This window comes from Pseudanabaena mucicola FACHB-723 (genome assembly GCF_014696385.1).
Classification (GTDB): Bacteria; Cyanobacteriota; Cyanobacteriia; order Pseudanabaenales; family Pseudanabaenaceae; genus Pseudanabaena.
This window is the reverse complement of record NZ_JACJQB010000014.1, coordinates 54,340-77,093: the sequence shown is the minus strand read 5'-3', so window position 1 is coordinate 77,093 and position 22,754 is coordinate 54,340. Positions and strand designations below refer to the sequence as shown.

Genomic DNA, 22,754 nt, shown 5'->3' with positions numbered 1-22,754 from the left:
AGAGGTTCAATAATCTCCCACTCTTTATCGCTTAGGCTACTGCTATATCCCATGTTTGATCCCTTTCATTACTCTTCCTAAGATACCAAATGGGTTCTATAGACTGCTCTCCTTTACAATCCATTACCGATCGCAAAAAATGCTGACCAGTAGTTAGGATGATTGAACTTAGATGATTTAATCAGTGATATTTGCGCTCTGCGTAAAGCTTCAGGCACATTGACCTCTCCTTGCTGTAACTCTTTATAAAAAGCCGCCATGAGTGCCTGTGTACCAGCATCATCAACTTTCCAGAGAGATGCGATCGCATTTTTTGCCCCTGCTTTCTGGACTTGATAGCCAAAGCCCAAGATTTCTACACCATTGTCTAGCGTGCCAGTACCAGTCTGACAAGCACTCAGTACGATTAGCTCCACATTAGGAATTTGCCAATCCGTAATCTCATTCAAACCAATTTTGTCGCCATTGCCAAAAATGATAAATGATTTCTCAGGCGCACCAATATTAAATTCGGCATGGGTAGCAAGATGGAGAATATTATGATTTTTGAATTGGGACTCAATAGCTTGACGGCTAAACTGTTCCTCTTGAAGCGTAGTTGAGTTTTGGAAAGAATTCGCGATCGCTTCCACTTCTTTAAGTGTAGCTGGTAGTCCTGTCTGACCAAATTTCTTCTCGCCGCTTTTCCCTCCAAAAGCACCAGCGAGAATACTGGGCAAGACTTTTTGCTTATCCACAAAATCACTGAGGCTATAGGAAATGAGATTGCTTATGCGATATTTCTCAATTAGCCATTGCTTACCATCATAGAGAGCTGCAAGAGGCACATAACGTAGCTGTCCATCGGGCGCATAGAGAATTGTTTCTGTTTTTGCTTGAATGAGGTCTTTTTCGATCGGTTTAATCAACAAATTGTATAGTTCTGTCGAAGGTTCTTGAAAGTCTTCAGAACCCGTATCTAGCAATCCAGCTTTAAAATCAACGATTAGCTCTTCCAGTTGAGCTTTGGAGACTTTGACAGTACGGCTGATGGGCAAACTGTTGGCAGAAAACAAAATTAACTCTAGACGATCGCTCAGAATCAATGGATAAACTAAAACAACTCCTTGGGGAAGTTTTTGGAGATGGTCAGGAACCCTATTAATTTCTGACTGCGGGAGTTGTTGAATTTGACTAGAAAGTAGGCGATTAATTTCAGAGATTTTTTCAAGGTTGCTTGTTAACAACTGATTAATCACAGCTTTTTCTGGTTCTAAAAGTCTTACGCCCTCGGCTGTGCGCTCATTCCCTTTCACGTTTTTGAGATAGTCTTCTAGCTCCTGAACTTTGAGCAAGTCAATCACTTGCAATGCTTCCATTACTCGCCCTTGCTGGAGCAGTAAATCACCAAGACGGCGATAGGTAATTGCTACGGTCGCTAAATATTTATTTTGTTCTTCTTTGCTCAATCCTCTAATGTCTTTACGAATAGATTCAGTGACATTGACTGATTGTTTGTAAAAAACGATCGCTGCTTCAATTTGATTCTGTTGGGTCAATAAAGAACCGATGTTATTGAGAATTTCCCTCTCTACTTCACGGTTACCAATTTTTTGAGAGACAGCTAAGGCTTGTTGATAAGCATCAAGAGCCTTTTGAGTTTGTTTGACCTTGCTGTAAGCGACTCCTAAAAAGTTAAGGGAATTGCCTACTTCTTTTTGATTGCCAATTTGTTTAGCGATGCTCAAGGCTTTCTCGAAGAAGTTGATGCTTTCCTGATGTTGACCAATATCGTTGTATATCAGACCTAAATTGTTCGTAGCGACTCCTTCTCCTTCACGATTACCGATCTTGAGAGCAATGTCTAAGGCTTGCTGATAGGATTTGGCGGATTCTTGATACTGCCCTAAATTTCGATAGGCTAAACCAAGGTTATTAAAAGTATTGCCTTCCCCATTGCGATCGCCAATGTTTTTTAAGATCGCTAAGGTAGGCTGAAAAAAGTCGATCGCTCTTTGGTATTGACCTAAATTGATATATACCAATCCCAAATTGCCCAGCACATTTGCTTCGCCGTTGCGATCGCCGATTTGTTGTAAGACAGCTAAGGATTGCTGATAGAAGTTAATCGTTTTGTGATATTGACCTAGATAGTAATAATTACCGCCAAGATTACCTAATAGTGAACCTTCACTATTGCGATCGCCAATTTCTTTAGCAATACTTAAAGACTTTTCAGTAAAGTCAATTGCTTTTTGATATTGACCTAAGCTGCTATATGCTTTGCCCAAATTACCTAATGCACCGCTTTCACTGCGGCGATCGCCTATTTGCTTGGCAATAGTCAGAGCCTGTTGATGGGCTTCTATGGCTTTTTGATATTGACTAAGATTGTTATATACCAAACCAATATTCGCTAGGGAATTACCGACACCTCGAAAATCGCCAATTTGCTTGGAAGTTTCTACAGCGCGTTGATGGAATTCCAAAGATTTTTGATATTGTCCTAATGCGTCGTAAGCTAGCCCCAGATTACCCAATGCGTCACCTTCTGCAAGAAGATTTTTAAACTGCTTGGCGATCGTTGCAGCCTGTTCAAATAAATCAATGGATTTCTGATATTGCCCTAGAGCATAGTAGGCATTACCCATGTTATTGAGAGTGACCCCTTCACCATTGCGATCGCCAAGTTGTTTTTTAACCGCCAAATCCTGTTGAAACGTATCTATCGCTTGCTGATATTGCCCCAAATTGAAATAGGTGTTGCCTAAATTGGTGAGTGCAGATCCTTGATTGTATAGATTCCCTATTTGTTTTGAGAGCGCTAATCCTTTTTGTAGAGACTCGATCGCCAGTTGATATTGTCCCAAATTTCTATAAGCTACAGCCATATTGATAATGGTTGTACTTTCCCCAACTTGATCTTTGACTTCCTTAAAAATTATCAAAGACTGTTTATAGTATTCAATCGCTTTTTGATATTGCTGCAATGAATAGTATGTAACTCCTAGATTTGATATGGCATTGGCTTCACCTTGGCGATCTTTTAATTCTTGGGAAACGGTAATCACCCTTTGATATAGGGGGATACTTTCTTGATATTTTCTTAAGACTTGATAGATAGCAATTAAACCGCCTAAAGTTGTACGCTCATTCGCACGATCGCCAATTTGCTGACGAAGGGTTAGAGCTTGATTGTAAAAAGCAATCCCTTTGTCGTATTGTCCCAGAGATGCATGGGCTAGCCCTAGATTGTTATAGGAGTTACTTTGTCCTTGCCGATCATTGATTTGGATTCTAATTGCTAAAGCTTGCTCATGCAGAATGATCGCTTGTTGATATTTGCTCATATAGTTATGAGCTAGTCCTAAGTTACCCAACAATTTTGCTTCATCAATGGGGCTTTTTAACGCTCGAAATATTTCTAAAGACTTTTGCCAAACCGCGATCGCTTCAGGATACTTCTTATTGGCATATAGCTGAGTTCCTTGCTCTAATAGCTGTGTTGCTTGGGTTTTAAGGTTTGTGGCTTCTTGTGCGAAACTGCGATCGCAAAGAGAGACTTGCACGGGTAAGCAAGATAAAAAAGCGATCAAGGTGACTTGTCCTACCGCGCCCAAATTTTTATCCATAGCCGCAATTTTTTCTTGAATTACAAAGCTCAATCTAGCTTAACAAGAGATGCCATAAATCGTAACCCTCAAATCTACAATCCATTACCGATCGCAAAAAATGCTGACCAGTAATTAGGATGATTGAAATTAGGTGATTTGATCAGGGTAACTTGCGCTCTATGTAGAGCCTCAGTGGATGTGACATCGCCTTTTTTGAGTTCATTGTAAAAAGCTTCCATTAGGGCTTGAGTGCCTTCATCATTGACCGACCATAGAGAGGCGATCGCCTGTTTTGCGCCTGCTTTCTGCACTTGATAGCCAAAGCCTAAGATTTCTACCCCATCACCAAGTTTGCCGACCCCAGTTTGGCAAGCACTCAACACAATCAAATCGATATTTGGGATTTGCCAATCGGTGATTTCACCTAAGCGGATTTTGTCGCCATTGCCGAAGATGATGAAGGAGTTATCTGGTACACCAGTATTAAACTCGGCATGGGTAGCAAGGTGCAGCACATTATGATTTTTGAATTTCGATTCGATCGCTTGGCGGCTAAAGTTTTCTTCGGTTAAGGTAACTGAATTTTGGAATGAGTTGGCGATCGCTTGCACTTCCTTAAGGGTTGCGGGTAAGGCTGTTTGTCCAAACTTGCGATCGCCGGCTTTACCACCAAATGCTCCTGCGAGGATGTTGGGTTGAATTTTGGGCTTTGGTGAAAAGTCTGAGAGACTGTAGGCGATCAGATTACTAATGCGATATTTTTCCGCTAACCATTGTTTGCCGTCATAGAGAGCCGCAAGGGGAACATAGCGCAAGATGCCATCGGGAGCATAGAGAATAGTTTCCGCTTTTGCCGTAATCAGTTCATTCTCAATCGGTTTAATCAGCACGTCATAGAGAACCTTAGAAGCATCCTTGATATCTTCAGAACCAGCATCAAGCAGTCCTGCTCTATATTCAATGATCAATGATTCGAGCTTGGCTTTGGAGATTTTGACGGTGCGGCTGATGGGGAGACTATTAGGTGAGAAGAAAATTATTTCTAGATGATCTCCTAAAATCAAGGGATAGAGTAATACTGTTCCCTGTGGAATTTGTTTGAGATAGTCTGGGACTTTGTTGATCTCGGATTTAGGAAGTTGCTGGATCTGTCCCGCAAGGTTCCGATTAAGTTCAGGCGCTTTTTCATTGCTAATCGCTAATAGCTGAGAGCTAATCGCTTTCTCTGGCTCTAAAATCCTCACACCCTGCGTAGTTCTATCGCTACCTTTGATATTTTTAAGATAGTCTTCAAGTTCTTGGACTTTAAGGAGATCGAGAACTTGGAGGGCTTCCATAATCCGACCTTGATTAAGTAGTAAGCTAGCCAGTTCTTTGTAGCTGCTAGAAATAGTTCCCAAATAAGATTTTTGATCTTCTTTATCGAGCTTACGAATATCTTTGCGAATTGCTTCGCGCCTATTAATGGATTGTTTGTAAAAGAGAATTGCGATTTCGGTTTGCTTGGATTTTGCAAATACTTGTCCAATGTTTCCAAGCGCATAACCTTCGATACTGCGATCGCCAATCTCTTTAGCAATGGTCAATGCTTGCTGATAGGAAGCCAACGCTTCGCGATCGCGATTTAGCGCATTGTAGGCATAGCCCAAACTATGCAAGCCATACATTTCCCCACTGCGGTCTTTGATTTCCCTTGCAATCTCCAAAAATTGCAGATTGTACTCAATCACTTTGTCATATTTGCCGAGATCATAGTAAGGAGCGCCCAAATTTCCTAGCGCTTGTCCTTCACTGAGGCGATCCTTAATTTCTCTGGCGATCGCTAAGCTTTGGAGATGGTACTCAACCGCTTTGTCATATTTTCCCGAAGAATAGTAGGAATTGCCTAGATTACCTAACACTATGCCTTCACCGCGTCGATCCTTGATTTCCCTAGCGATCGCTAAGCTTTGGAGTTGGTACTCAATCGCTTTGCCATAGTTAGCAAGGTTGCGGTAAGCAATACCCAGATTGCCTAGCGAAGCCACCTCACCGCGACGATCTTTGATTTCTCGTTTGATTTCTAAGCTTTGGAGTTGGTACTCAATGGCTTTGTCATATTTGCCCAGAGAAACATAGGTGATCCCCAAATTTCCCAGTACCTCACCCTCTCCCTGCCGATCTTTGATTTCTCTAGCGATCGCTAAATATTGAAGTTGAGAATCAATCGCTTTGTCATATTTACCGAGGTTTTTGTAAGCAATACCCAAATTCCCTAGGGCTACACCCTCACCACGCCGATCTTTGATTTCTCTAGTGATCGCTAAGTATTGCTGATAGTACTCAATCGCTTGGTCATATTTGCCTAATGCATTGCTAGCAGCTCCCAGATTGCCCAATGACTGAGCCTCACTCAGTCGATTTTTGACTTCCCTTGCGATCGCTAAGGTTTGCAGTTGATACTCAATAGCCTTGTCATATTTGCCGAGAGCATAGTAAGCACCACCCAAATTTCCCAATGACTGTCCTTCCCCAAGGCGATTTTTGAGTTCTCTAGCAATCTCTAAACTTACCAGATAGTTCTCAATTGCTTTTTCATATTGACCAAGATTTTGGTAAGCGATACCCAAATTTCCTAGTGTCGCACCCTCAGTCTGTCGATCTTTAAGTTCCCTTGCGATCGCTAAGCATTGGAGAAAGTAATCAGTCGCTTTGTCTGATTTACCCAATGAAAGGTAAGCATTTCCCAGATTGCCAAAGGAATTTGCCTGACCTTGACGATCTCCCATAGCTTTTGCAAGTTCGGCGCTTTGCAATTGGTACTCGATCGCTTTTTCGTATTTGCCAAGGGAAAGGTAAGCAAGTCCCAAATTGCCCAATGCTGCGCCTTCTCTGGAACGATCTTTGATTTCCCGATAAATGGTCAATGCCTGCTGCCATGATTGAAAAGCCGCATCAAACTGGCTAAGCTGAAATTGCTGATTGCCTTGATTAAATAGAAGATCTCCTTCTGCTTGGCGTGATTGGTTTGTTTGCGCTTTGGTGCTTTCACTCATCACTAGTTGCACTTGTCCACAAGCTAAAAATGCCAACATCGCCATACCAATAGCTTTATTCACAGCCAAAATCCTCATATTTACATCAAAAACCTCAACTGCCCAACAGCCAGCATAAAGCGATGTTCTCCAAAACAGGTATTTGTTACAAAAAACATAACCAAATATTCACCTATTTTCTATAGTTCAGATACCCGATTGTTTTTGTCTATTCATCAGTAGTAAAAAGCAGACACTCGCTAAGCGGGTGTCTGCTCTTTACTAGACCTTTGCTAAAGCTTCTTCCAAAGAATGCTTAATGTCAGAAATTACATACTCTCCATAAACTTCGCAAGAGTTATTCGGGCTTTCAATTAACTTGACGCTGTGCAATTTTGCGCCGATGTCACGAATTGGCTGGGTCAGAACCTGCTGCACATAGACAGCAATATTCTCAGCGGTCGGTACAACTTCCATGAAGTAAGGAATATCTTTGTTCAGGAAAGTGTGATCCATGGGGTCGAGAATATGTTCTTTGATCACATTTTGAAAAGCAACGAGATCGGCAATCATGCCAGTACGGGGATCAATTTCTCCAGATATGGATACTTCTAGATGGTAATTGTGACCATGACCATGGACACGAGCGCACTTACCATAAATGGCAGTATTTTCTTCCAAGGAAAGGGTGTCTAGTGCGAGACGATGTGCGGCGGCAAAGTGAGTGCTAATGGTTAAATGTGCTTGCATGTCGTTACCTTGATAATCTGCCCAGAGTTCAGGATGTTCGTATAAGCGGATATTGACCAATGGCAAATGCGGTGCAAGACGCTGCCAGATGACACGGGCAATATTTTCAGTGGTGGGTAGAGTTTGCTGAAACTCCTCCCATGCTTGATTGAGATAGGAAAAATTTAATTGAGTCGTCACTTCACGGGCAATCGTGTGCTTGACATCTGACAGATTCAGTACCATTCCCGTATTGTCAATCTCTCCTTGCATCCCCACATACAAGACATAGTTATGACCATGGGGCGGAAAGCTGGTACATAGACCAAATTTTGCGGTGTTTTCCTCATCAGAAATTTCGGGTAGCCAGTAGCGATGACTAGCAGAAAATTCAGCGCGGCGGTTAATTACACATTTAGCCATCAGGAGTAAGCCATCAAAGATGAAGTTTGATGAATTGTAAATTTATCTTAATAGACTAGCATTTTCGGGGCAGTCGATGCTGAAAACTCACAAGCTAATTTTGACAACAATAAAGCTAGGGCAAATAATTGCAGCCCAAGAAGCATCGGCGCTTCGCGCTCTTCTAGAATGTGTTTTAACAAGACTGGCGACATTTATAAGTAGCTGGGTGCAATTAAATATAAAACCCCAAAACCTATAGTGCATATTGTGTGTACGCCACAGATTTTGGCTCTGGGTTTTAATTATGCCCACTACTTATAAGGTCAAACTAATCAAGTTATTATTGACGTGAGTTAAACGAAAGTGGAGAAACATTATGGATTTATTGTTTAGCTTTGTGATCGGTGCAGGTGTGTTCTTCGGCATTGGTAGTAGCTCTTTCAAAGTCATTAATCAGGGCGAAGAAGCACTGGTTGCATCCTTTGGGAAATACAAACGTAAACTGCCTGCAGGTCCCCACTTTATCTTGCCTTTCATTGATGCCGTTACTTACAAAGGCTCCATCAAAGAGCAAGTGCTAGATATTCCACCGCAACAATGTATTACTCGCGATAACGTCTCGATTACCGCTGATGCCGTGATTTACTGGCGCGTTGTGGATATGGAAAAAGCTTTTTATCGTGTAGACAACTTGCGTCAAGCAATGTCAAATATTGTATTGACCCAAATCCGCGCTGAGTTAGGTAGTTTAGAGCTTGATGAAACCTTCACCGCCAGAAGCAAAATCAATGAAGTGCTGTTGCGTGATTTAGATGATGCCACCGATCCTTGGGGTGTCAAAGTTACAAGGGTAGAATTGCGTGATATATTGCCTGCCAAAGCGGTGCAAGAAGCAATGGAAATGCAAATGACTGCGGAGCGTAAAAAAAGAGCCGCTATTCTAAACTCTGAGGGTGAAAGAGAAGCTGCAATCAATAAGGCTAAAGGTTTAGCTGATTCTCAACTTTTGAATGCCGAAGCTTCTCAAAAAGCAGCTATTCTCGAAGCGGAAGGTCAGAAGCAATCGAGGATTCTCAGGGCTGAAGCGGAGCGACAAGAACAAGTGTTGAAGGCGCAGGGTACTTCTCAGGCAATGCAGGTATTGTTGCAATCTATGAAGGGCAATCCACAGTCGCAGGAGGCTTTGCAGTTTTTGTTAGCCCAAAGCTATATTTCTATGGGTACGACGATTGGCTCAAGTGGCAGTAGCAAAGTGATGTTTATGGATCCACGCTCATTACCTTCGACCCTAGAGGGATTGAAGTCGATTGTTGATAGTCCAGCAGATACAGGTGAGTTTGCGAACAAAGAATGGAATCAATAAAACAAAAGGCTCGCTAAGCGAGCCTTTTGTTTTATTGATTCCGTCGCTGACAAAAATCAAAGCCCAAAAAGATAAAGGCGGCGCGAAGCGCCACCTTTATCTTTTTGGGCTGTATGACAACTAAAAATGGCTTAGCTATTTTTAGTTTTGGTGTTATACAGATGGACTGATGGGAATGCGTTTGAGCAGATTGTATTTACAGCCTGCTGCCAAAATATGCACCCTCAAGTTATGGATGGTTAGAGGCGCAGCCCCACTTACCCAAAGTTGATTGCTATAGGAAACTTCACCAGGATCAACGACGGTGACAGTGCCACGCCCTAAAACGCGCATGATGTTGTTTGGCTCAAAGATAGCGACAGTGTCTTCATCGATGCCGATGCCAATTTTGTCGGGATGCGCTGCGATCGCAGTCATGAGACGCGCCATCCGATTACGGTTATGGAAATGCTGATCGACAATAATTTCTGGCAGAATATTCAGCCCTGTACTCATATTGACGAGTTCTTTGTGGGGAGACTCGCCACTGCTACCACCAGAAATCATGTGATAACCCATCGCTGCCGCCCCCGCGCTTGTACCTGCAAGGACTAAACGATTTTCTTCGATACGCTTGGCAATGGTGATTGCAAAGGGAGTATCAGCGATCAAGGCACATAGACGGAGTTGATCGCCACCAGTCATAAAAATTCCTGTAAAGCGATCCACTAGGTCTTCGGCTTCAGGATAGTCATAATGGGGGCGTTCACGGAGATCTAATACTTCGACAGCCTTTGCACCGAGATCGGTAAAGATATCGTGGTAAATTCGTCCAATGATATCAGGCTCTCTGGAAGCGCATGGAATTATAGCAATGCGAGCTTGGGAGCCACCAGAATTTTCCACAAAGGCTTTGAGAATTTTGCGGTCTTGGACTTTATCCTCTCCACCACCAATTACCATTACCGCCGACTTAATAATTTGAGTCATGCCCCTATCTATTGCCACATCTTCATCTAAATTCAGCATATTAGCAGATTGGTCAACAAATTTTTTGAGACGGTTGATCAGATCAACGCCCTGACTCATTTTTTGATCTTGCTGACTCGCCAATGGTTTGAGTTACCTCCATTGATGCTTACTTGTCTAGCAACAAGGCTAGAACCATTAGGAGTATATAGCTTTTAGGTTAATAAAGACTATTTAGTTGATGAACTCATCAAAAACCATGACGCATTTTAATCATCCTGCCAACATTCATGACTAACGAGATCACAAATGCGATCGCGCAATAAATATTGGTTATCTGCTAATTCACGCTCAATTTGACACCATTCACGATCGCGAAAGAAACGGCAAAGGGTATGAATAGGTTGAGTACGCTTGAGTCTTCCGCTCTCTAGTAAATGTCTTGCTTCGTCTTGGATGGCACTGATGGGATAGTAAAGTGAGTGCAACATAACCGAACTCTCTCTGTGTGAGTTTACATAAAAGTCAGTAATTTACTCAATGACTTAAATTTATCTAAAAATAATTAAGATCTGTGTTGAAGAATACAGACTTTAATTATCTTCTCATGCGTTTTTAAAGGCTACACAAAAGTAAATGAAACGCAAAACAAAGAAACATTTCACTTACATTAAATTGACTAGAGATTCTGTAAATTATGATACTTAAAAATATGATCTTTAAACTTATTTGTATTAATTCTTATATACTTCCTTCCCACTTGAAGATTAGCGGTGCGGCGTGAAGCGCCGCACCGCTAATCTTTGTTTTTATGTCTTATAGAAATTCCAATGCTAGTGAAGTACAGGCAAGGGGCTTAACTTCCTTGTTCAGAAAGCTTGGACAAGAACATATGTACCGCACCAGATTGAGAAACGCTATAACTTAATTAGATGTAGCTATACCTTCTGAACAAAGGTTTTGCCAAGTAATCCTTGGGGGCGAACTAATAGAACGATAAACAACAAAGCAAAGGCAACAGCATCTTTGTAGGCTGATTGATCGGCAGGGACAAAGGCTTCGGCAAGTCCTAACACAATGCCACCAACAACAGCCCCCGGAATATTGCCTAATCCGCCCAGCACAATTACTGCTAGTCCTTTTAAACCAAAGCCAATTCCAAAATAGGGGCCAGAGATGCTCACACTAGAGCCAACGAGAGTGCCTGCTAGTCCTCCGAGAAAGCCTGACACAAAAAAGGTGAGCAGAATAAAGAAATCGGTATTAATTCCCAGAAGGCTTGCAGTAGTAGCATTTTCGGCAACGGCTTTCATGGCTTTACCAAGTTTGGTGTAATTAATGCCATAGGTAAGAATGGCGAGGATGATCACTGATACGCCAAAGATTACGATTTGAACAGTACGAATATTAATAGGATTGTCGGCTGTGCCAAAGTTGATCGCCGCAGGCAAGCTGCCGTAGATATTCGAGGGAAAGTTATAGCTTTCTGCGCCGACAAGATATTGAATAATATTCACGATCGCAACGGCGACCCCCAAGCTAGATACAAGTGTGAGTAAGGAATCAGCTTGACGATTGCGGAGCGGGCGGAAGGCAATCCGCTCGATCAGGATGCTGATTGCGCCTGTGAGGATGCTGCTAATAAAAATCGCCACAAAGAATGGTAAATGCAGGAATTTGGGCAGGGATAGATTAGCGAGTATGCCATTAAACCCAAAGGCCCCACCACAAAGTACATAGGTAAAATACGCACCGAGGGTAAATACAGCGCTGTGGGCGAAGTTAATAATCCCTAGAATGGAAAAAATAAGCGTATAGCCGAGGGCAAAAATAGCGTAGACGCTGCCAATCGATAAACCATTTAAAAATTGCTGTAAAAATACCGAAACGTCCATATGAGTTTTTTAAAAAATTCTACACTTGCGATCGCATCTGTGGCGATGGCAATCACTGTTACACCCGCCACAGGGGCAATTGCTACCCTCAATCAACCGCATACCAGTATCCAAACTGATATTCAAACTGATACTCAAACTGATCTTGATCGTCCTGAACCACAGCCCGAACTGATTGTGGCGGGACGCAACCAAGCAATTCAGCTACCAGATACGGGCGCACAGGATGATGGTTGGAGCTGTGGCCCCAACTCGGCGGCGCGGGTGTTGAGCTATTACGGGCATGATGTTAACTATGCAGCAGTAAGGGCTGCCACGGATAAAAAGCTGTTTTTACCGCAAAAATTCCGTAATCCGCTCAATAATCAATGGATTGAGGTGCGTACAGGGACACCACCTTTGACATTGCAGCAGGTAATGCAGCGCTGGGAGGGGAATCGCGTCAAGAAATCACCAAGGACGAGTTTTAATCAGTTAGTCAATTTAGTGCGATCGGGTAAACCTGCGATCGCCTTGGTGCGAGTTGGCGGCTTGTCAATTCCCTATCTTGGTTCAATCCCCTATTTACATTGGGTTGCGGTAACTGGCGCAGATCCGCAAAGCCAAAGGATTTATTACACCGATACCAATAGCCAGACCTATGTTTTGTCCTATCAGGATTTTCAGGAAAGATGGAATCTGGGACTAGATCGCGATGTGAGCCGTGCGATCGCCAATGTTTTAAAAAGTAATGGTGTCGAAGCCCGAACTATTGTTTGGATTGATCGTCAGACATAATTAGCTTGATCAAAAATTGTGGCGCACGCTGCGCGTGTGCCACAGTTTTAAGTCTAAATATAGCAAAGCAAGTTTTGCTTAGGACACAAAACCAGAAGATGAGTGGCGGCGCGAAGCGCTGCCACTCGCTTCTTGGTTTTTGGTTTGTACTAGCTAACTCTTTTTTTACTATAAGCATCTTTACAAGTGTGATAAATAACCAAAATATGTCAATTGATAGATTTACTTGCTAAAGTCATTGATGTGGTGTGATGGATCAAGATCAAGCTCTTCTAAATTTGTAAACTTAATGCCCATTCTCATTTCTGCTTCCCAGCCCATTGACTAGGCTCTTAAATTTCCAACTAAATTTCCGAGCAGAAACAAGCTAAAAGCAATATTAAATATGATCAAAACCGCAATTACGAAGATCGCCGCAGTAGGGGCTTTACCTCTGATGTGCAGTCTCGCTCCTGCTCTTGACCCGATCGCCTTAGCTCAAACATCACCTACGGCAATAAATAGCAACTCGGCAAAAATTGCCCAAAGTGATCCACTTGCCAATACTCCGCTCAAGCTAGTAGAACGTGCTAATGCTCTTAGAGAGAAAAATCAGCTTGATCCTGCTTTGACGCTGTATCGTCAGGCAATTAAAGTTAGTCCTAGACTAGTGCCTGCTTATTATGGATTAGGGGTGACATTGCGCCAAAAAGGGGATTTACAAGGTGCAATCGAAGCCCATCGCCAAGCCATTGCGATCGATAAAAATTATACTCCTGCCTATTATGGGCTGGGCATTGCCCTATATCAGCAAGGCGATGCTAAGGGTGCAGTTGATGCCTATATGCAGTTTGTCAACCTCAGCAAAGAAGATACTAATCTTGCGCCTGTCTATTACAACTTGGGATTAGCCTATGAGCGCCAAAATAATATTCAGAGTGCAATTAGCTCCTTTCGGAAAGCGATTCAAGTTGATCCGCAGTATGCCCTTGCCCACAATGGTTTAGGCTCGGTGCTGCGTCGGCAGGGTAATCGGCAACAGGCTATCGCCTCCTATCGCAGAGCCATTGAGATTACTCCCCAGTATGCCGTAGCCCATTTTGCGTTGGGAATTTCGCTGTATGAGGAACGCGACTATGCGGGTTCAATTGCTGCCTACAATCAGGTTGTGCAGATTGATCCAAATTTTCCTAATGTTTATTACAACCTCGGCTTGGCTTATAACCAACTGGGTGATCGCCCAAATGCGATCGCAACTTTCCAAAAAGCACTCCGACAAGATCCTCGCAATGCGGATATCTATGCAATTTTAGGCAGTGTATTTTTGCGTGAAGAAAATATTGCTGAGGCGACGGCAGCCTTTCAACGCAGTACGGAAATTAACCCGCGTGTTGCCAGTAACTTTAATGGATTGGGTTTAGCTCTACGTCGGCAAGGCGATCTGGATGGTGCAATTGCCGCCTATGGCAAAGCAATTACGATCAACCCCAATTACACGGTCGCCTATAACAATTTGGGGCGCGTCTTATCTGACAAAAATCTGACGGAAGATGCGATTCAGGCTTTTCGCCGCGCCATCGAAATTGACCCCAAAAATGCGATCGCCTATAGCAATCTAGGTAATTTATTACGCGCTCAGGGCAATAGCGATGATGCGATTGCGGCTTTTCAAAAAACAATTGAGATCGGTAAAGATGAGATTTGGGTGGATTACACCAGCTTAGGTCTTGCCTATGCTGATCGGGGCAGACTTGGCGATGCTCAGAACGCCTATTTTCGAGCGTTATCTCTCAATCCTAATTTTGCGAAAGCCCATTTTAGCTTAGGAGCTTTGTACACCCTCAAAGGTGAAGTTAGCAATGCTATCTTTTCCTATCAAGAAGCCTTAAAGCTCTATCGAGAAAGTGGCGATGTGGAATGGATTAGGCGGACTCAACAAGCAATCCAAGCCTTGCAGGGCATTACTTAGAAAAGAAGTTGGGCAATGCCCAACTTCTTTTTTTATTAAGTGGTACTGAAATCGCTAAACTGTGAATCTATAGCCCAAAACAAGAAGAAGAGTAGCAGTGCGGTACACCGCCACTCGCTTTTTGCTTTTTATAGCAAAGTGAGAGTTAGTTAGTACAAATCAAAACCCAAGCATCGTGCGGCGGCGCTCCGCGCCGCCGCACTTCTTCTGGTTTTATGTCCTAAGCAAAACTTTTTTGCTATGGCAATAAATTAATTAAATTATGGAGTTTTAAAAATAAGCATGGGATTTTTAGAAGGTCAGGTGGCAATTGTTACGGGTGCATCTCGAGGCATTGGACGGGCGATCGCCGTGGCACTTGCCACTGAAGGTGCAAAGGTTGTAGTCAACTATGCCAGCTCTGCTAGCGCCGCCGAAGAAGTTGTTAGCGAAATTAAGAGTAAAGGCGGCGATGCGATCGCAATTCATGCCGATGTGTCCCACGAAGCCCAAGTTGAGAGCTTGGTCAAATCGGCGATCGACACATGGGGACGTATTGATATTTTGGTAAATAACGCAGGCATTACCCGTGACACCTTACTGCTACGAATGAAGCTAGAGGATTGGCAATCGGTGATTGACCTCAACCTGACGGGTGTATTTCTTGCCACCCGTGCCGTTTCCAAAATTATGCTCAAGCAAAAGTCAGGGCGGATTGTGAATATTGCCTCTGTGGCTGGACAAATGGGCAACCCCGGTCAAGGCAACTACAGCGCCGCTAAGGCTGGTGTGATTGGCTTTACCAAAACTGTAGCCAAGGAAATGGCTAGCCGTGGCATCACCGTTAATGCGGTTGCCCCCGGATTTATCGCCACCGATATGACTGCTGACCTCAAGAATACCGATGAAATTCTCAAATTTATTCCCCTCGGTCGCTATGGTCAACCCGAAGAAATTGCTGGCATGGTCAGATTTTTGGCGGCTGACCCTGCGGCGGCATATATCACAGGGCAAGTGTTTAATGTCGATGGCGGCATGGTGATGGCTTAGATTAGAAAGGGGCAGTTGCCCCTTTTTACTTTTTGGGCTAATTTTGGGCAAACTTTTGGGAGATAAATACTATGCGTCGTAACTTCACAATTTTGAGTAAATTTCTTAGCATTTTTATCTTAGTAATTGCTTGTTTAGTGACTAGTCCCAATTTTGCGATCGCAGCCCCAGTGGATTTCACTAAGCAAACTGCGATCGAGGTCAAGGTGAGCCTTAGCAACACTGCCAACGAACTCAAATTTATTCCCGATCGCTTTACCTTTGAGTCGGGCAAACGTTACAAACTACTGCTGAGCAACCCTAGCGGCATGAAGCATTACTTCACCAGCAAAGACTTTGCCGATGCGATTTGGACACAGAATGTCGTGGCGGGTAATGTCGAAATTAAAGGCAATATCCATGAGCTAGAGTTGCGCCCCAACACAACGGCAGCATGGACATTTATTCCAATTAAGTCTGGAACCTATGATTTGCGCTGCACGATCGCAGGACATGCCACCGCAGGGATGCGCGGCAGCATCACCATCGAGCCAAGTGCGTAGAATATGAAAGGAACTCGCATTTGTTTACTGAAGGACTAGATCTCCATGCGTTCGATCATTGCCGCTTTGCTTACCCTATGTTTGATGTTTTACACTGCCCCAGCTCAGGCTCAACTAAATATTACTGAAGCGGAGTCAAATCAACTTGATGCGCTGGTCAAAAAAGCTTTTGAGGCAACCGATGCAGGAGAATTTCCGCAAGCAGAATCCTATTGGACAGAGCTAATCAAATTGTATCCAGACAATGCCGCAGGCTGGAGCAATCGGGGTAACTCTAAAATGAGCCAAAATCTCCCCCAACAGGCGCTAGCGGACTATAACAAATCGGTAGAGCTAGCTCCAAATTTCCCTGATCCTTACCTCAATCGTGGGGCAGCATTGGAAAGTTTGGGCAAATGGGAAGCTGCGATCGCAGATTACAATCGCGTCCTTGAAATTGATCCTAATGATGCTGCTGCCTATAACAATCGTGGCAATGCTAAGGCAGGTTTGGGCAAATGGGAGGAAGCAATTGCCGATTATCAAAAAGCGATGCAGGTAAATTCGCGCTTCAGCACTGCCTTTGGTAATAATGCGATCGCATTGTATGAGCTAGGCTCACAAACGGGTGACACCAGTGCGGCGATCAAGGCAATGAAAAATATTCTTCGCAAGTATCCTAACTTTACTGATGTCAGGGCAGCCCTAACCGCAGCGCTCTGGGCAGACAAAAAGCTCGGTGAAGCCGAAAGTAATTGGGTGTCTGTGGAAAATCTCGATCCGCGTTATCGCGATATCAATTGGGTCAAAAATATTCGCCGTTGGCCCCCATCTTTAGTGACAGCGCTAGAGAAATTTTTGACCCTTAAATAACAAAAAAAGAGAGTCGCAGTGCGACTCTCTTTTTTTATTTTGGTTTAATTTTGGGGCGTATTAGGGGCGGGGATTTCTAGCTTTACATCACGTCTTTGTTGATTTCTAAAGTTAGATACTGCCTCATCGAAGGATTCTGCTTGGCTTGCCCGAAATTGTTCAGGGGACTTACCACCAGCAAGGTTGATGTTATTAATTAGTTGCAATAAATTTAGATTGCTACCACCAACACTAAGGGGGCTTTGCTCTTGTTGCCTTACTTCCTTTAGAGTTTGTTCAGATAAGGTTGTCGCATTATTCACTTGCGCCATTGCCCCTGATGCCAAGATCGCCACCGATACCAAGCTGGTCGCAGTGATGGAAATAGTTTTTAAAATCATAACTTTGCCTCCTTAATGACATCTATCCCTTAGTTTATCGCAAAAATTTTGAGAGGTGCTAATTGTTGATTGGTTACTTAGATTGAGTAGTCTAGTGGAAAAGACTTCGCATCCCTTGGCTCAATGTAAACATACTGCTGGGGTTGCAGTTTGAGTTCATCAAATCGCTCACGGGTAAGGTGCGCGGTCAAAACCTGCCCATCGCCTAACACTAGTTCCGCTTGCACTTCCCATCCCAGATGAATTAATCGGGTAATTCTGGCGGATATGGAGTTATCGGTTGCTTCCGTTTCAACATGAATATCGCGAGGACGGATATAAACATCATTATCGTGCTTATGAATTTCATGAAACTCACTTTTGCGATCGCGACTGGCGGGAAGCACATTGACGGGGCCAATGAAACTCATCACAAAAGGGGTGGCAGGATTGTCATAAACTTCAGCAGGTGTACCAACTTGCTCAATGCGTCCCTTATTCATCACCACGATTTCGTCAGAAACTTCCATCGCCTCTTCTTGGTCGTGGGTCACAAATACACTGGTGACATGCACCTCATCATGAAGACGGCGCAGCCATGCCCGTAGTTCCTTACGCACTTTGGCATCGAGCGCCCCAAAGGGTTCATCGAGCAGTAACACACTAGGTTCGACGGCAAGGGCGCGGGCGAGGGCAACCCGTTGGCGCTGCCCACCAGATAGCTGGGAGGGGTAGCGATTGCCTAAACCTTTGAGTTGAATTAATTCGAGTAGTTCTTCGACCCGATCGGCAATTTTGGCTTTCGGTTCTTTGCGGATTTCTAGCCCAAAACCAATGTTGCGGCGGACAGTCATGTGTTTGAACAGAGCATAGTGCTGGAAAACAAAACCAATATTGCGATCGCGAACATCTTGATCGGTGGCATCCTTACCCGTCAGAAAAATCTTGCCGCGATCGGGGGTTTCTAAGCCCGCAATTAGTCTTAATAGGGTTGATTTGCCAGAACCTGATGGCCCCAGTAAAGCCACCAATGAGCCAGTTTTGACTTCCAGATTGATGTTGTCTAAGGCTAAAAAATCACCAAACTGTTTATTTACATTTTCTACAACAATGCCCACGTTGCCATTACCTCATCAAATTGTCTGAACATGACTGCGATCGCCCTTGATTGAACCAAATTGAACCAATTGGATTAATCCACAGTTAGCCTATGTGTTTACCGTTGATTAGCTATACCCACATATTACAATGTCTAGGTACAATCCAAAGCAGTGAATTTGGAAAATAAACGGCTTGATCGGCTAGTGGCTCACGATTTATCGCTACAGTGGATATATAGAACACCGCCAAACTACTAAGAAATTGTAGGGAATTGTGGCTTGTTGTCGAGAATTCCTGAGATTTCCTGTAATTTATTTTTATGATGTCAACTCCACTTCTTCCGATTACTGTATTTGTGTTCACCCTTGCTTTGCTCGGTTGGGGATACTTTCGCTCCCGCAAGTTTGGCAAGCTAGGGTTACTGTCTTGGCTACAATTTGTTGCCCTAATGTCACCTTGGTTAGTTTACTTTGGTTTGTTTGTATCAGGTATTTTTATAAATTTCACAACGCTATTATTCCTATTACTTGGTTCAACCATCGCCTACGTTGCCATCAGCAATAAATTACGCAAGGTCGCCACGGAGGAAAGATCGACGATTGAGCAGAAACTCAAACAAGATCTCGAAAAGATGATTAATGATCAGTCTAAATCTGCCGATGGTTCTTCCCCTGTTAACTCACCGATCGCAGTAGCGATGTCACAGGGCAAGACTCAGCTCAAACTATTTAAAGCCGTACCTGCGGAAGATATGAAGCTGATGCAGGGCATGTTTGGCATTGAGACCTATTATGTTACCGAGACAATTCCCTATCAGGAAGGCGCTATTTTTAAAGGCAATTTGCGCGGAGAGCCTGATGTCGTCCATGAGCGCTTGACTAAAACCTTACATGAGCGTCTGGGTGATAAATACAATTTGTTTTTGGTGGAGGGACAAGACCGCAAGCCTGTGGTGATTGTGTTGCCTAGCCGTGTGAGTAATATCGACAACAACACCGTCCCTCAAAAAATCTTGATTGCGGTGCTAATTATTGCCAATGCTTACACGGCGGTAAATTTAGGGGCATTAGTATCAGGTATTCCCGTTGTCCAGCAACCACAGGAATATTTAGCGGGGCTACCCTTTGCCCTTGGCGTAGTAGCAATTTTGGGTATTCGCGAATTAGCGATGCGGATGATGGCAAAGAAATATCAAGTAACGATGAGCTTGCCCTTCCTATTGCCATCCTCGCAGCTAGGTTCTTTCGGGGCATTTAGTCGCATTTCTTCGCCATTACCAAATCGGATTGCCCTGTTCGATATTGCGATCGCACCTGCCATGGCAAGTGGCTTACTGTCTTTACTGATGTTGCTAGTGGGTTTACGACTTTCGGCAATCGGCATGGGTAGTATTGATATTCCCACACAGATCTTCCAAGCATCGGTTTTAGCTGGCACTTTGGCAAAACTATTTCTGGGTGATGCCCTCAGAAGTAGCTTTATTGCGATCCATCCCCTAGTAGTTTTGGGTTGGTTGGGTTCGGTGATTACCGCATTAAACCTCATGCCTGCGGGTCAGCTTGATGGTGGTCGCATTGTGCAGTCAATCTATGGTCGGCGCACGGCGAGTTGGACGACGGTATTAACCTTGATTTTCTTGGTGATTGCGACGGTGATCAATCCCCTTGCCCTTTACTGGGGTGGCATTATCTTGATCTTGTTACGAGATTTAGAGCGTCCGATGCTCAATGAACTATCGGAACTAGACGAAGATCGCGAAGCCTTGGGTATCGTTGCCCTCTTTTGGATGTTGATTACCCTGCTACCACTTACCTCTGGCGTGGCGGCGCGTCTGGGAATTGGTGGAGTGAGCGGCGGTCTACTGCCTTAAACTAAAAAGCACCGCAAGCGGTGCTTTTTAGTTATTTAGGAAAAATGCGTAACCGACGATTGGGTTCTGCGCCATAACTTTCCGATCGCAATTGATAATGCTCAACTAGTTCATGCTGCATTCGACGAATTACCGAAGAACGGGGCAGTAGTTCCACGGGCTGACTTTTGGGGATGACGATTTGTTCTACCGCGAGACGGGTTTCTTCGAGGGCTTCGATTTCGTCTTCAGAGTCACCATAGGCAAACATATTCAGATCGGTAATCGTGTCGGCAGGGCTTTCATCGATATGCAGAATGCGGCGCAAAGCGCGATTGATTTGGGGAAGGGTGCTAGTTTTAATCGCGTGGATCGGAATTTGACGGGCTTCGGCAACTTGGCGCACTTTGGAACTAGTCCGAATTTGCGATCGCAAAGCCAACACAATATCTGCCTCATCGAGATCCTTAGTTACTTCGATTGGCAAATTAATTGATTGAATCACCTGCTCGGTTTGATGGCGGCTAACACCATAGAGATATACATAGAGCGTGCCGAACCGCTCCTGCATTGCTCCATACATATTCGCAGGATCATTAAACTCTTCTTCCTCCTCTATGGCACTAGGGCTACTGAGATTATCCTCACTAGTAACTTTATTATTGAGATTATTTAGATCCACTAATCCCGATCGCGCTTGCACCGTCGGATCAAGGGGAATTGGTTTCATTCTGCCAGAGGAGCGCCAACCCTTCACCGCAGGATTTTTGACAACTTCAGGATTTTTGGGCTTTTCTTCAGTGGTGGTGACTTCGCCGCCATCACTGACTGCCCGAATCTGGCGACCGGGGTCGCGATCGCGTAGCAACATATCAATCGTTCCCGCCACATCATCATGGACTGCCCAACGGTAACGCTCCCACATTTCCACAGCAATATCAAAGGTGGGCTGGGCTTTGCGTTCGAGAATACTCTTTTGCGGTAAACCACGACGACGCATTTCCTCATCACCGAGGGTGACGGATTGAATACCGCCAATTAAATCGGAAAGAGTTGGGTTTTTGATTAAATTAGCAAGTTGATTGCCGTGGGCTGTACCAACCAGTTGCACACCTCTTTCGGCAATCGTCCTTGCGGCAAGGGCTTCCAGTTCTGTACCAATTTCATCGATGACAATTACTTCAGGCATATGGTTTTCCACTGCCTCGATCATCACTTGGTGCTGCAATTCGGGCTGTGAGACTTGCATCCGTCGCGCCCGTCCGATCGCAGGGTGGGGAATGTCGCCATCGCCAGCAATTTCGTTGGAGGAGTCAATAATCACGACCCGTTTATTCAAGTCATCGGCAAGCACACGGGCAATTTCCCGCAGGGCTGTCGTTTTACCCATGCCAGGTTTACCAAGTAATAAAATCGATTTGCCTGTTTCCACCAAATCCCGAATCATGGCGATTGTGCCATAGACGGCTCGACCCACCCGACAGGTTAGCCCAATGATTTCGCCTTTGCGGTTGCGGATGGCACTGATGCGGTGGAGGGTGCGCTCGATACCAGCACGATTATCGCCACCAAATTCCCCCACTTGTTGGACACAAATGGCTAAATCTTCTTTGGTAATCGGGTCATCGGTTAAATACTTGGTGCTATCAAAATAACGCGCCTCTGGCAATCTGCCCAGATCCATCACAATTTCAACAAGTTGTTCTAGTCCACCACAGAGTTCGAGGCTATTTTTGATACGCGGCGGCAAAATATCGAGGAGCTGATCAAGGTTGTCGGTAACTTGCTTGCGGATGGATTCCATTAGGCTTTTTTAAATTTTTGATAATTAAGTTTTTAAAGTCCCTTCTCCCATCGGGAGAGGGATTTAGGGTGAAGGCATTTTAATTTGCGAGACTAATTGTTTTGCGATTGCAATTAATTTAGACCTTTAGATAACTACATTGTAATCATTACCCAGTTTACTTTCAGTGGTCAGGCACACTTTCTGGCAAGGGCTGGCGAGTAATATAGCTACAGGCATCATCCATCCCTGCTAGACTGACCAGTATCAAAAATCAGGATCGTGATTACTTTTGAGTATCATCACTAAATAGAAATAAAGCCAGAACGACATCTCCTTTTTGTAAAGACATCATATAGGCTCACCATCTTCAAGGGTGTAAATATCTGGCTCTGTCTCTAAGAACTTAAAAGCATCTCCCAACATCGCAATCTTGGCAATTTCCTGACTCGATATCTCTGCTGCTTCCCAAAATAATTTTTCCTCTAGCAAAAATCGCTCTTCCCAAGATAGAGATCGAATCACCTGTGCAAGACTTTCAACTAATTGAGTGTTAATCATATTTTC

General features: G+C 44.0%; 17 protein-coding genes. 7 read left to right on the top strand and 10 right to left on the bottom strand.

Annotated elements, in window-relative coordinates; translation table 11 throughout:
• Positions 1-113 precede the first annotated feature (113 nt).
• The 3 genes from H6F41_RS09290 to H6F41_RS09280 all read right to left on the bottom strand — a co-directional run bounded on the left by H6F41_RS09290 (position 114) and on the right by H6F41_RS09280 (position 7,759).
• Positions 114-3,611, bottom strand: coding sequence for a CHAT domain-containing protein (locus H6F41_RS09290; protein ID WP_190403197.1), 3,498 nt, complete (start codon positions 3,609-3,611; stop codon positions 114-116).
• Between the two features lie 74 nt (positions 3,612-3,685).
• A complete protein-coding gene (locus tag H6F41_RS09285) occupies positions 3,686-6,691 on the bottom strand; it encodes a CHAT domain-containing protein (protein ID WP_190403196.1) in 3,006 nt (1,001 codons plus the stop codon).
• A gap of 198 nt (positions 6,692-6,889) precedes the next feature.
• Positions 6,890-7,759, bottom strand: a complete 870-nt coding sequence (locus tag H6F41_RS09280; RefSeq protein WP_190403195.1) for a 6-carboxytetrahydropterin synthase — start codon at positions 7,757-7,759, stop codon at positions 6,890-6,892.
• Positions 7,760-8,117: 358 nt separating this feature from the next.
• On the opposite strand from H6F41_RS09280, the gene H6F41_RS09275 reads away from it, so the two are divergent.
• Positions 8,118-9,104, top strand: coding sequence for an SPFH domain-containing protein (locus tag H6F41_RS09275; protein WP_190403194.1), 987 nt, complete (start codon positions 8,118-8,120; stop codon positions 9,102-9,104).
• 153 nt (positions 9,105-9,257) lie between these two features.
• Here the strand turns inward: H6F41_RS09275 and H6F41_RS09270 are convergent, their stop codons facing one another.
• The 3 genes from H6F41_RS09270 to H6F41_RS09260 all read right to left on the bottom strand — a co-directional run bounded on the left by H6F41_RS09270 (position 9,258) and on the right by H6F41_RS09260 (position 11,947).
• Positions 9,258-10,172, bottom strand: coding sequence for a cyanophycinase (locus H6F41_RS09270; RefSeq protein WP_190403193.1), 915 nt, complete (start codon positions 10,170-10,172; stop codon positions 9,258-9,260).
• Between the two features lie 149 nt (positions 10,173-10,321).
• Positions 10,322-10,543, bottom strand: a complete 222-nt coding sequence (locus H6F41_RS09265; protein WP_190403192.1) for a DUF4327 family protein — start codon at positions 10,541-10,543, stop codon at positions 10,322-10,324.
• Between the two features lie 447 nt (positions 10,544-10,990).
• Positions 10,991-11,947, bottom strand: a complete 957-nt coding sequence (locus tag H6F41_RS09260) for a branched-chain amino acid ABC transporter permease (RefSeq protein ID WP_190403191.1) — start codon at positions 11,945-11,947, stop codon at positions 10,991-10,993.
• On the opposite strand from H6F41_RS09260, the gene H6F41_RS09255 reads away from it, so the two are divergent.
• The 5 genes from H6F41_RS09255 to H6F41_RS09235 all read left to right on the top strand — a co-directional run bounded on the left by H6F41_RS09255 (position 11,948) and on the right by H6F41_RS09235 (position 17,095).
• Positions 11,948-12,724 carry a C39 family peptidase gene (locus H6F41_RS09255; protein ID WP_190403190.1) on the top strand — a complete coding sequence of 259 codons (777 nt, stop codon included), beginning with the start codon at positions 11,948-11,950 and terminating at the stop codon, positions 12,722-12,724.
• Between the two features lie 385 nt (positions 12,725-13,109).
• Positions 13,110-14,672 carry a tetratricopeptide repeat protein gene (locus H6F41_RS09250; RefSeq protein ID WP_190403189.1) on the top strand — a complete coding sequence of 521 codons (1,563 nt, stop codon included), beginning with the start codon at positions 13,110-13,112 and terminating at the stop codon, positions 14,670-14,672.
• Between the two features lie 282 nt (positions 14,673-14,954).
• Complete coding sequence (gene fabG / locus H6F41_RS09245; protein WP_190403188.1) at positions 14,955-15,701, top strand: 3-oxoacyl-[acyl-carrier-protein] reductase; 747 nt, start codon at positions 14,955-14,957, stop codon at positions 15,699-15,701.
• A 71-nt stretch (positions 15,702-15,772) separates the two neighbouring features.
• Positions 15,773-16,243, top strand: coding sequence for a plastocyanin/azurin family copper-binding protein (locus tag H6F41_RS09240; RefSeq protein ID WP_190403187.1), 471 nt, complete (start codon positions 15,773-15,775; stop codon positions 16,241-16,243).
• 45 nt (positions 16,244-16,288) lie between these two features.
• Positions 16,289-17,095 carry a tetratricopeptide repeat protein gene (locus H6F41_RS09235; protein ID WP_190403186.1) on the top strand — a complete coding sequence of 269 codons (807 nt, stop codon included), beginning with the start codon at positions 16,289-16,291 and terminating at the stop codon, positions 17,093-17,095.
• A 44-nt stretch (positions 17,096-17,139) separates the two neighbouring features.
• Here H6F41_RS09235 and H6F41_RS09230 read toward each other — a convergent pair whose 3' ends face one another.
• Together H6F41_RS09230 and H6F41_RS09225 are read right to left on the bottom strand one after the other, a co-directional pair.
• Entirely contained in the window at positions 17,140-17,475 is a 336-nt protein-coding gene (locus H6F41_RS09230) for a hypothetical protein (protein ID WP_190403185.1), read from the bottom strand.
• Positions 17,476-17,552: 77 nt separating this feature from the next.
• Positions 17,553-18,572, bottom strand: coding sequence for a sulfate/molybdate ABC transporter ATP-binding protein (locus tag H6F41_RS09225; RefSeq protein WP_190403184.1), 1,020 nt, complete (start codon positions 18,570-18,572; stop codon positions 17,553-17,555).
• A gap of 302 nt (positions 18,573-18,874) precedes the next feature.
• Here H6F41_RS09225 and H6F41_RS09220 point away from each other — a divergent pair, with 302 nt between their 5' ends.
• The gene (locus tag H6F41_RS09220) at positions 18,875-20,425 is read left to right on the top strand and encodes a site-2 protease family protein (protein ID WP_190403183.1); all 1,551 of its coding nucleotides are present in this window, start codon (positions 18,875-18,877) and stop codon (positions 20,423-20,425) included.
• 31 nt (positions 20,426-20,456) lie between these two features.
• Here the strand turns inward: H6F41_RS09220 and H6F41_RS09215 are convergent, their stop codons facing one another.
• Both H6F41_RS09215 and H6F41_RS09210 read right to left on the bottom strand, forming a co-directional pair.
• The gene (locus H6F41_RS09215) at positions 20,457-22,208 is read right to left on the bottom strand and encodes a R3H domain-containing nucleic acid-binding protein (RefSeq protein ID WP_190403182.1); all 1,752 of its coding nucleotides are present in this window, start codon (positions 22,206-22,208) and stop codon (positions 20,457-20,459) included.
• A 330-nt stretch (positions 22,209-22,538) separates the two neighbouring features.
• Positions 22,539-22,748 carry a hypothetical protein gene (locus H6F41_RS09210; RefSeq protein ID WP_199288719.1) on the bottom strand — a complete coding sequence of 70 codons (210 nt, stop codon included), beginning with the start codon at positions 22,746-22,748 and terminating at the stop codon, positions 22,539-22,541.
• Positions 22,749-22,754 lie beyond the last annotated feature (6 nt).

What these genes read in the sequence shown, in the direction of transcription:
- H6F41_RS09290 (WP_190403197.1), bottom strand. Translation starts at nt 3,611, where the DNA reads ATGGATAAAAATTTGGGCGCGGTAGGACAAGTCACCTTGATCGCTTTT.
- H6F41_RS09280 (WP_190403195.1), bottom strand. Translation starts at nt 7,759, where the DNA reads ATGGCTAAATGTGTAATTAACCGCCGCGCTGAATTTTCTGCTAGTCAT.
- H6F41_RS09275 (WP_190403194.1), top strand. Translation starts at nt 8,118, where the DNA reads ATGGATTTATTGTTTAGCTTTGTGATCGGTGCAGGTGTGTTCTTCGGC.
- H6F41_RS09270 (WP_190403193.1), bottom strand. Translation starts at nt 10,172, where the DNA reads ATGAGTCAGGGCGTTGATCTGATCAACCGTCTCAAAAAATTTGTTGAC.
- H6F41_RS09265 (WP_190403192.1), bottom strand. Translation starts at nt 10,543, where the DNA reads ATGTTGCACTCACTTTACTATCCCATCAGTGCCATCCAAGACGAAGCA.
- H6F41_RS09260 (WP_190403191.1), bottom strand. Translation starts at nt 11,947, where the DNA reads ATGGACGTTTCGGTATTTTTACAGCAATTTTTAAATGGTTTATCGATT.
- H6F41_RS09255 (WP_190403190.1), top strand. Translation starts at nt 11,948, where the DNA reads ATGAGTTTTTTAAAAAATTCTACACTTGCGATCGCATCTGTGGCGATG.
- H6F41_RS09250 (WP_190403189.1), top strand. Translation starts at nt 13,110, where the DNA reads ATGATCAAAACCGCAATTACGAAGATCGCCGCAGTAGGGGCTTTACCT.
- fabG (WP_190403188.1), top strand. Translation starts at nt 14,955, where the DNA reads ATGGGATTTTTAGAAGGTCAGGTGGCAATTGTTACGGGTGCATCTCGA.
- H6F41_RS09240 (WP_190403187.1), top strand. Translation starts at nt 15,773, where the DNA reads ATGCGTCGTAACTTCACAATTTTGAGTAAATTTCTTAGCATTTTTATC.
- H6F41_RS09235 (WP_190403186.1), top strand. Translation starts at nt 16,289, where the DNA reads ATGCGTTCGATCATTGCCGCTTTGCTTACCCTATGTTTGATGTTTTAC.
- H6F41_RS09230 (WP_190403185.1), bottom strand. Translation starts at nt 17,475, where the DNA reads ATGATTTTAAAAACTATTTCCATCACTGCGACCAGCTTGGTATCGGTG.
- H6F41_RS09220 (WP_190403183.1), top strand. Translation starts at nt 18,875, where the DNA reads ATGATGTCAACTCCACTTCTTCCGATTACTGTATTTGTGTTCACCCTT.
- H6F41_RS09215 (WP_190403182.1), bottom strand. Translation starts at nt 22,208, where the DNA reads ATGGAATCCATCCGCAAGCAAGTTACCGACAACCTTGATCAGCTCCTC.
- H6F41_RS09210 (WP_199288719.1), bottom strand. Translation starts at nt 22,748, where the DNA reads ATGATTAACACTCAATTAGTTGAAAGTCTTGCACAGGTGATTCGATCT.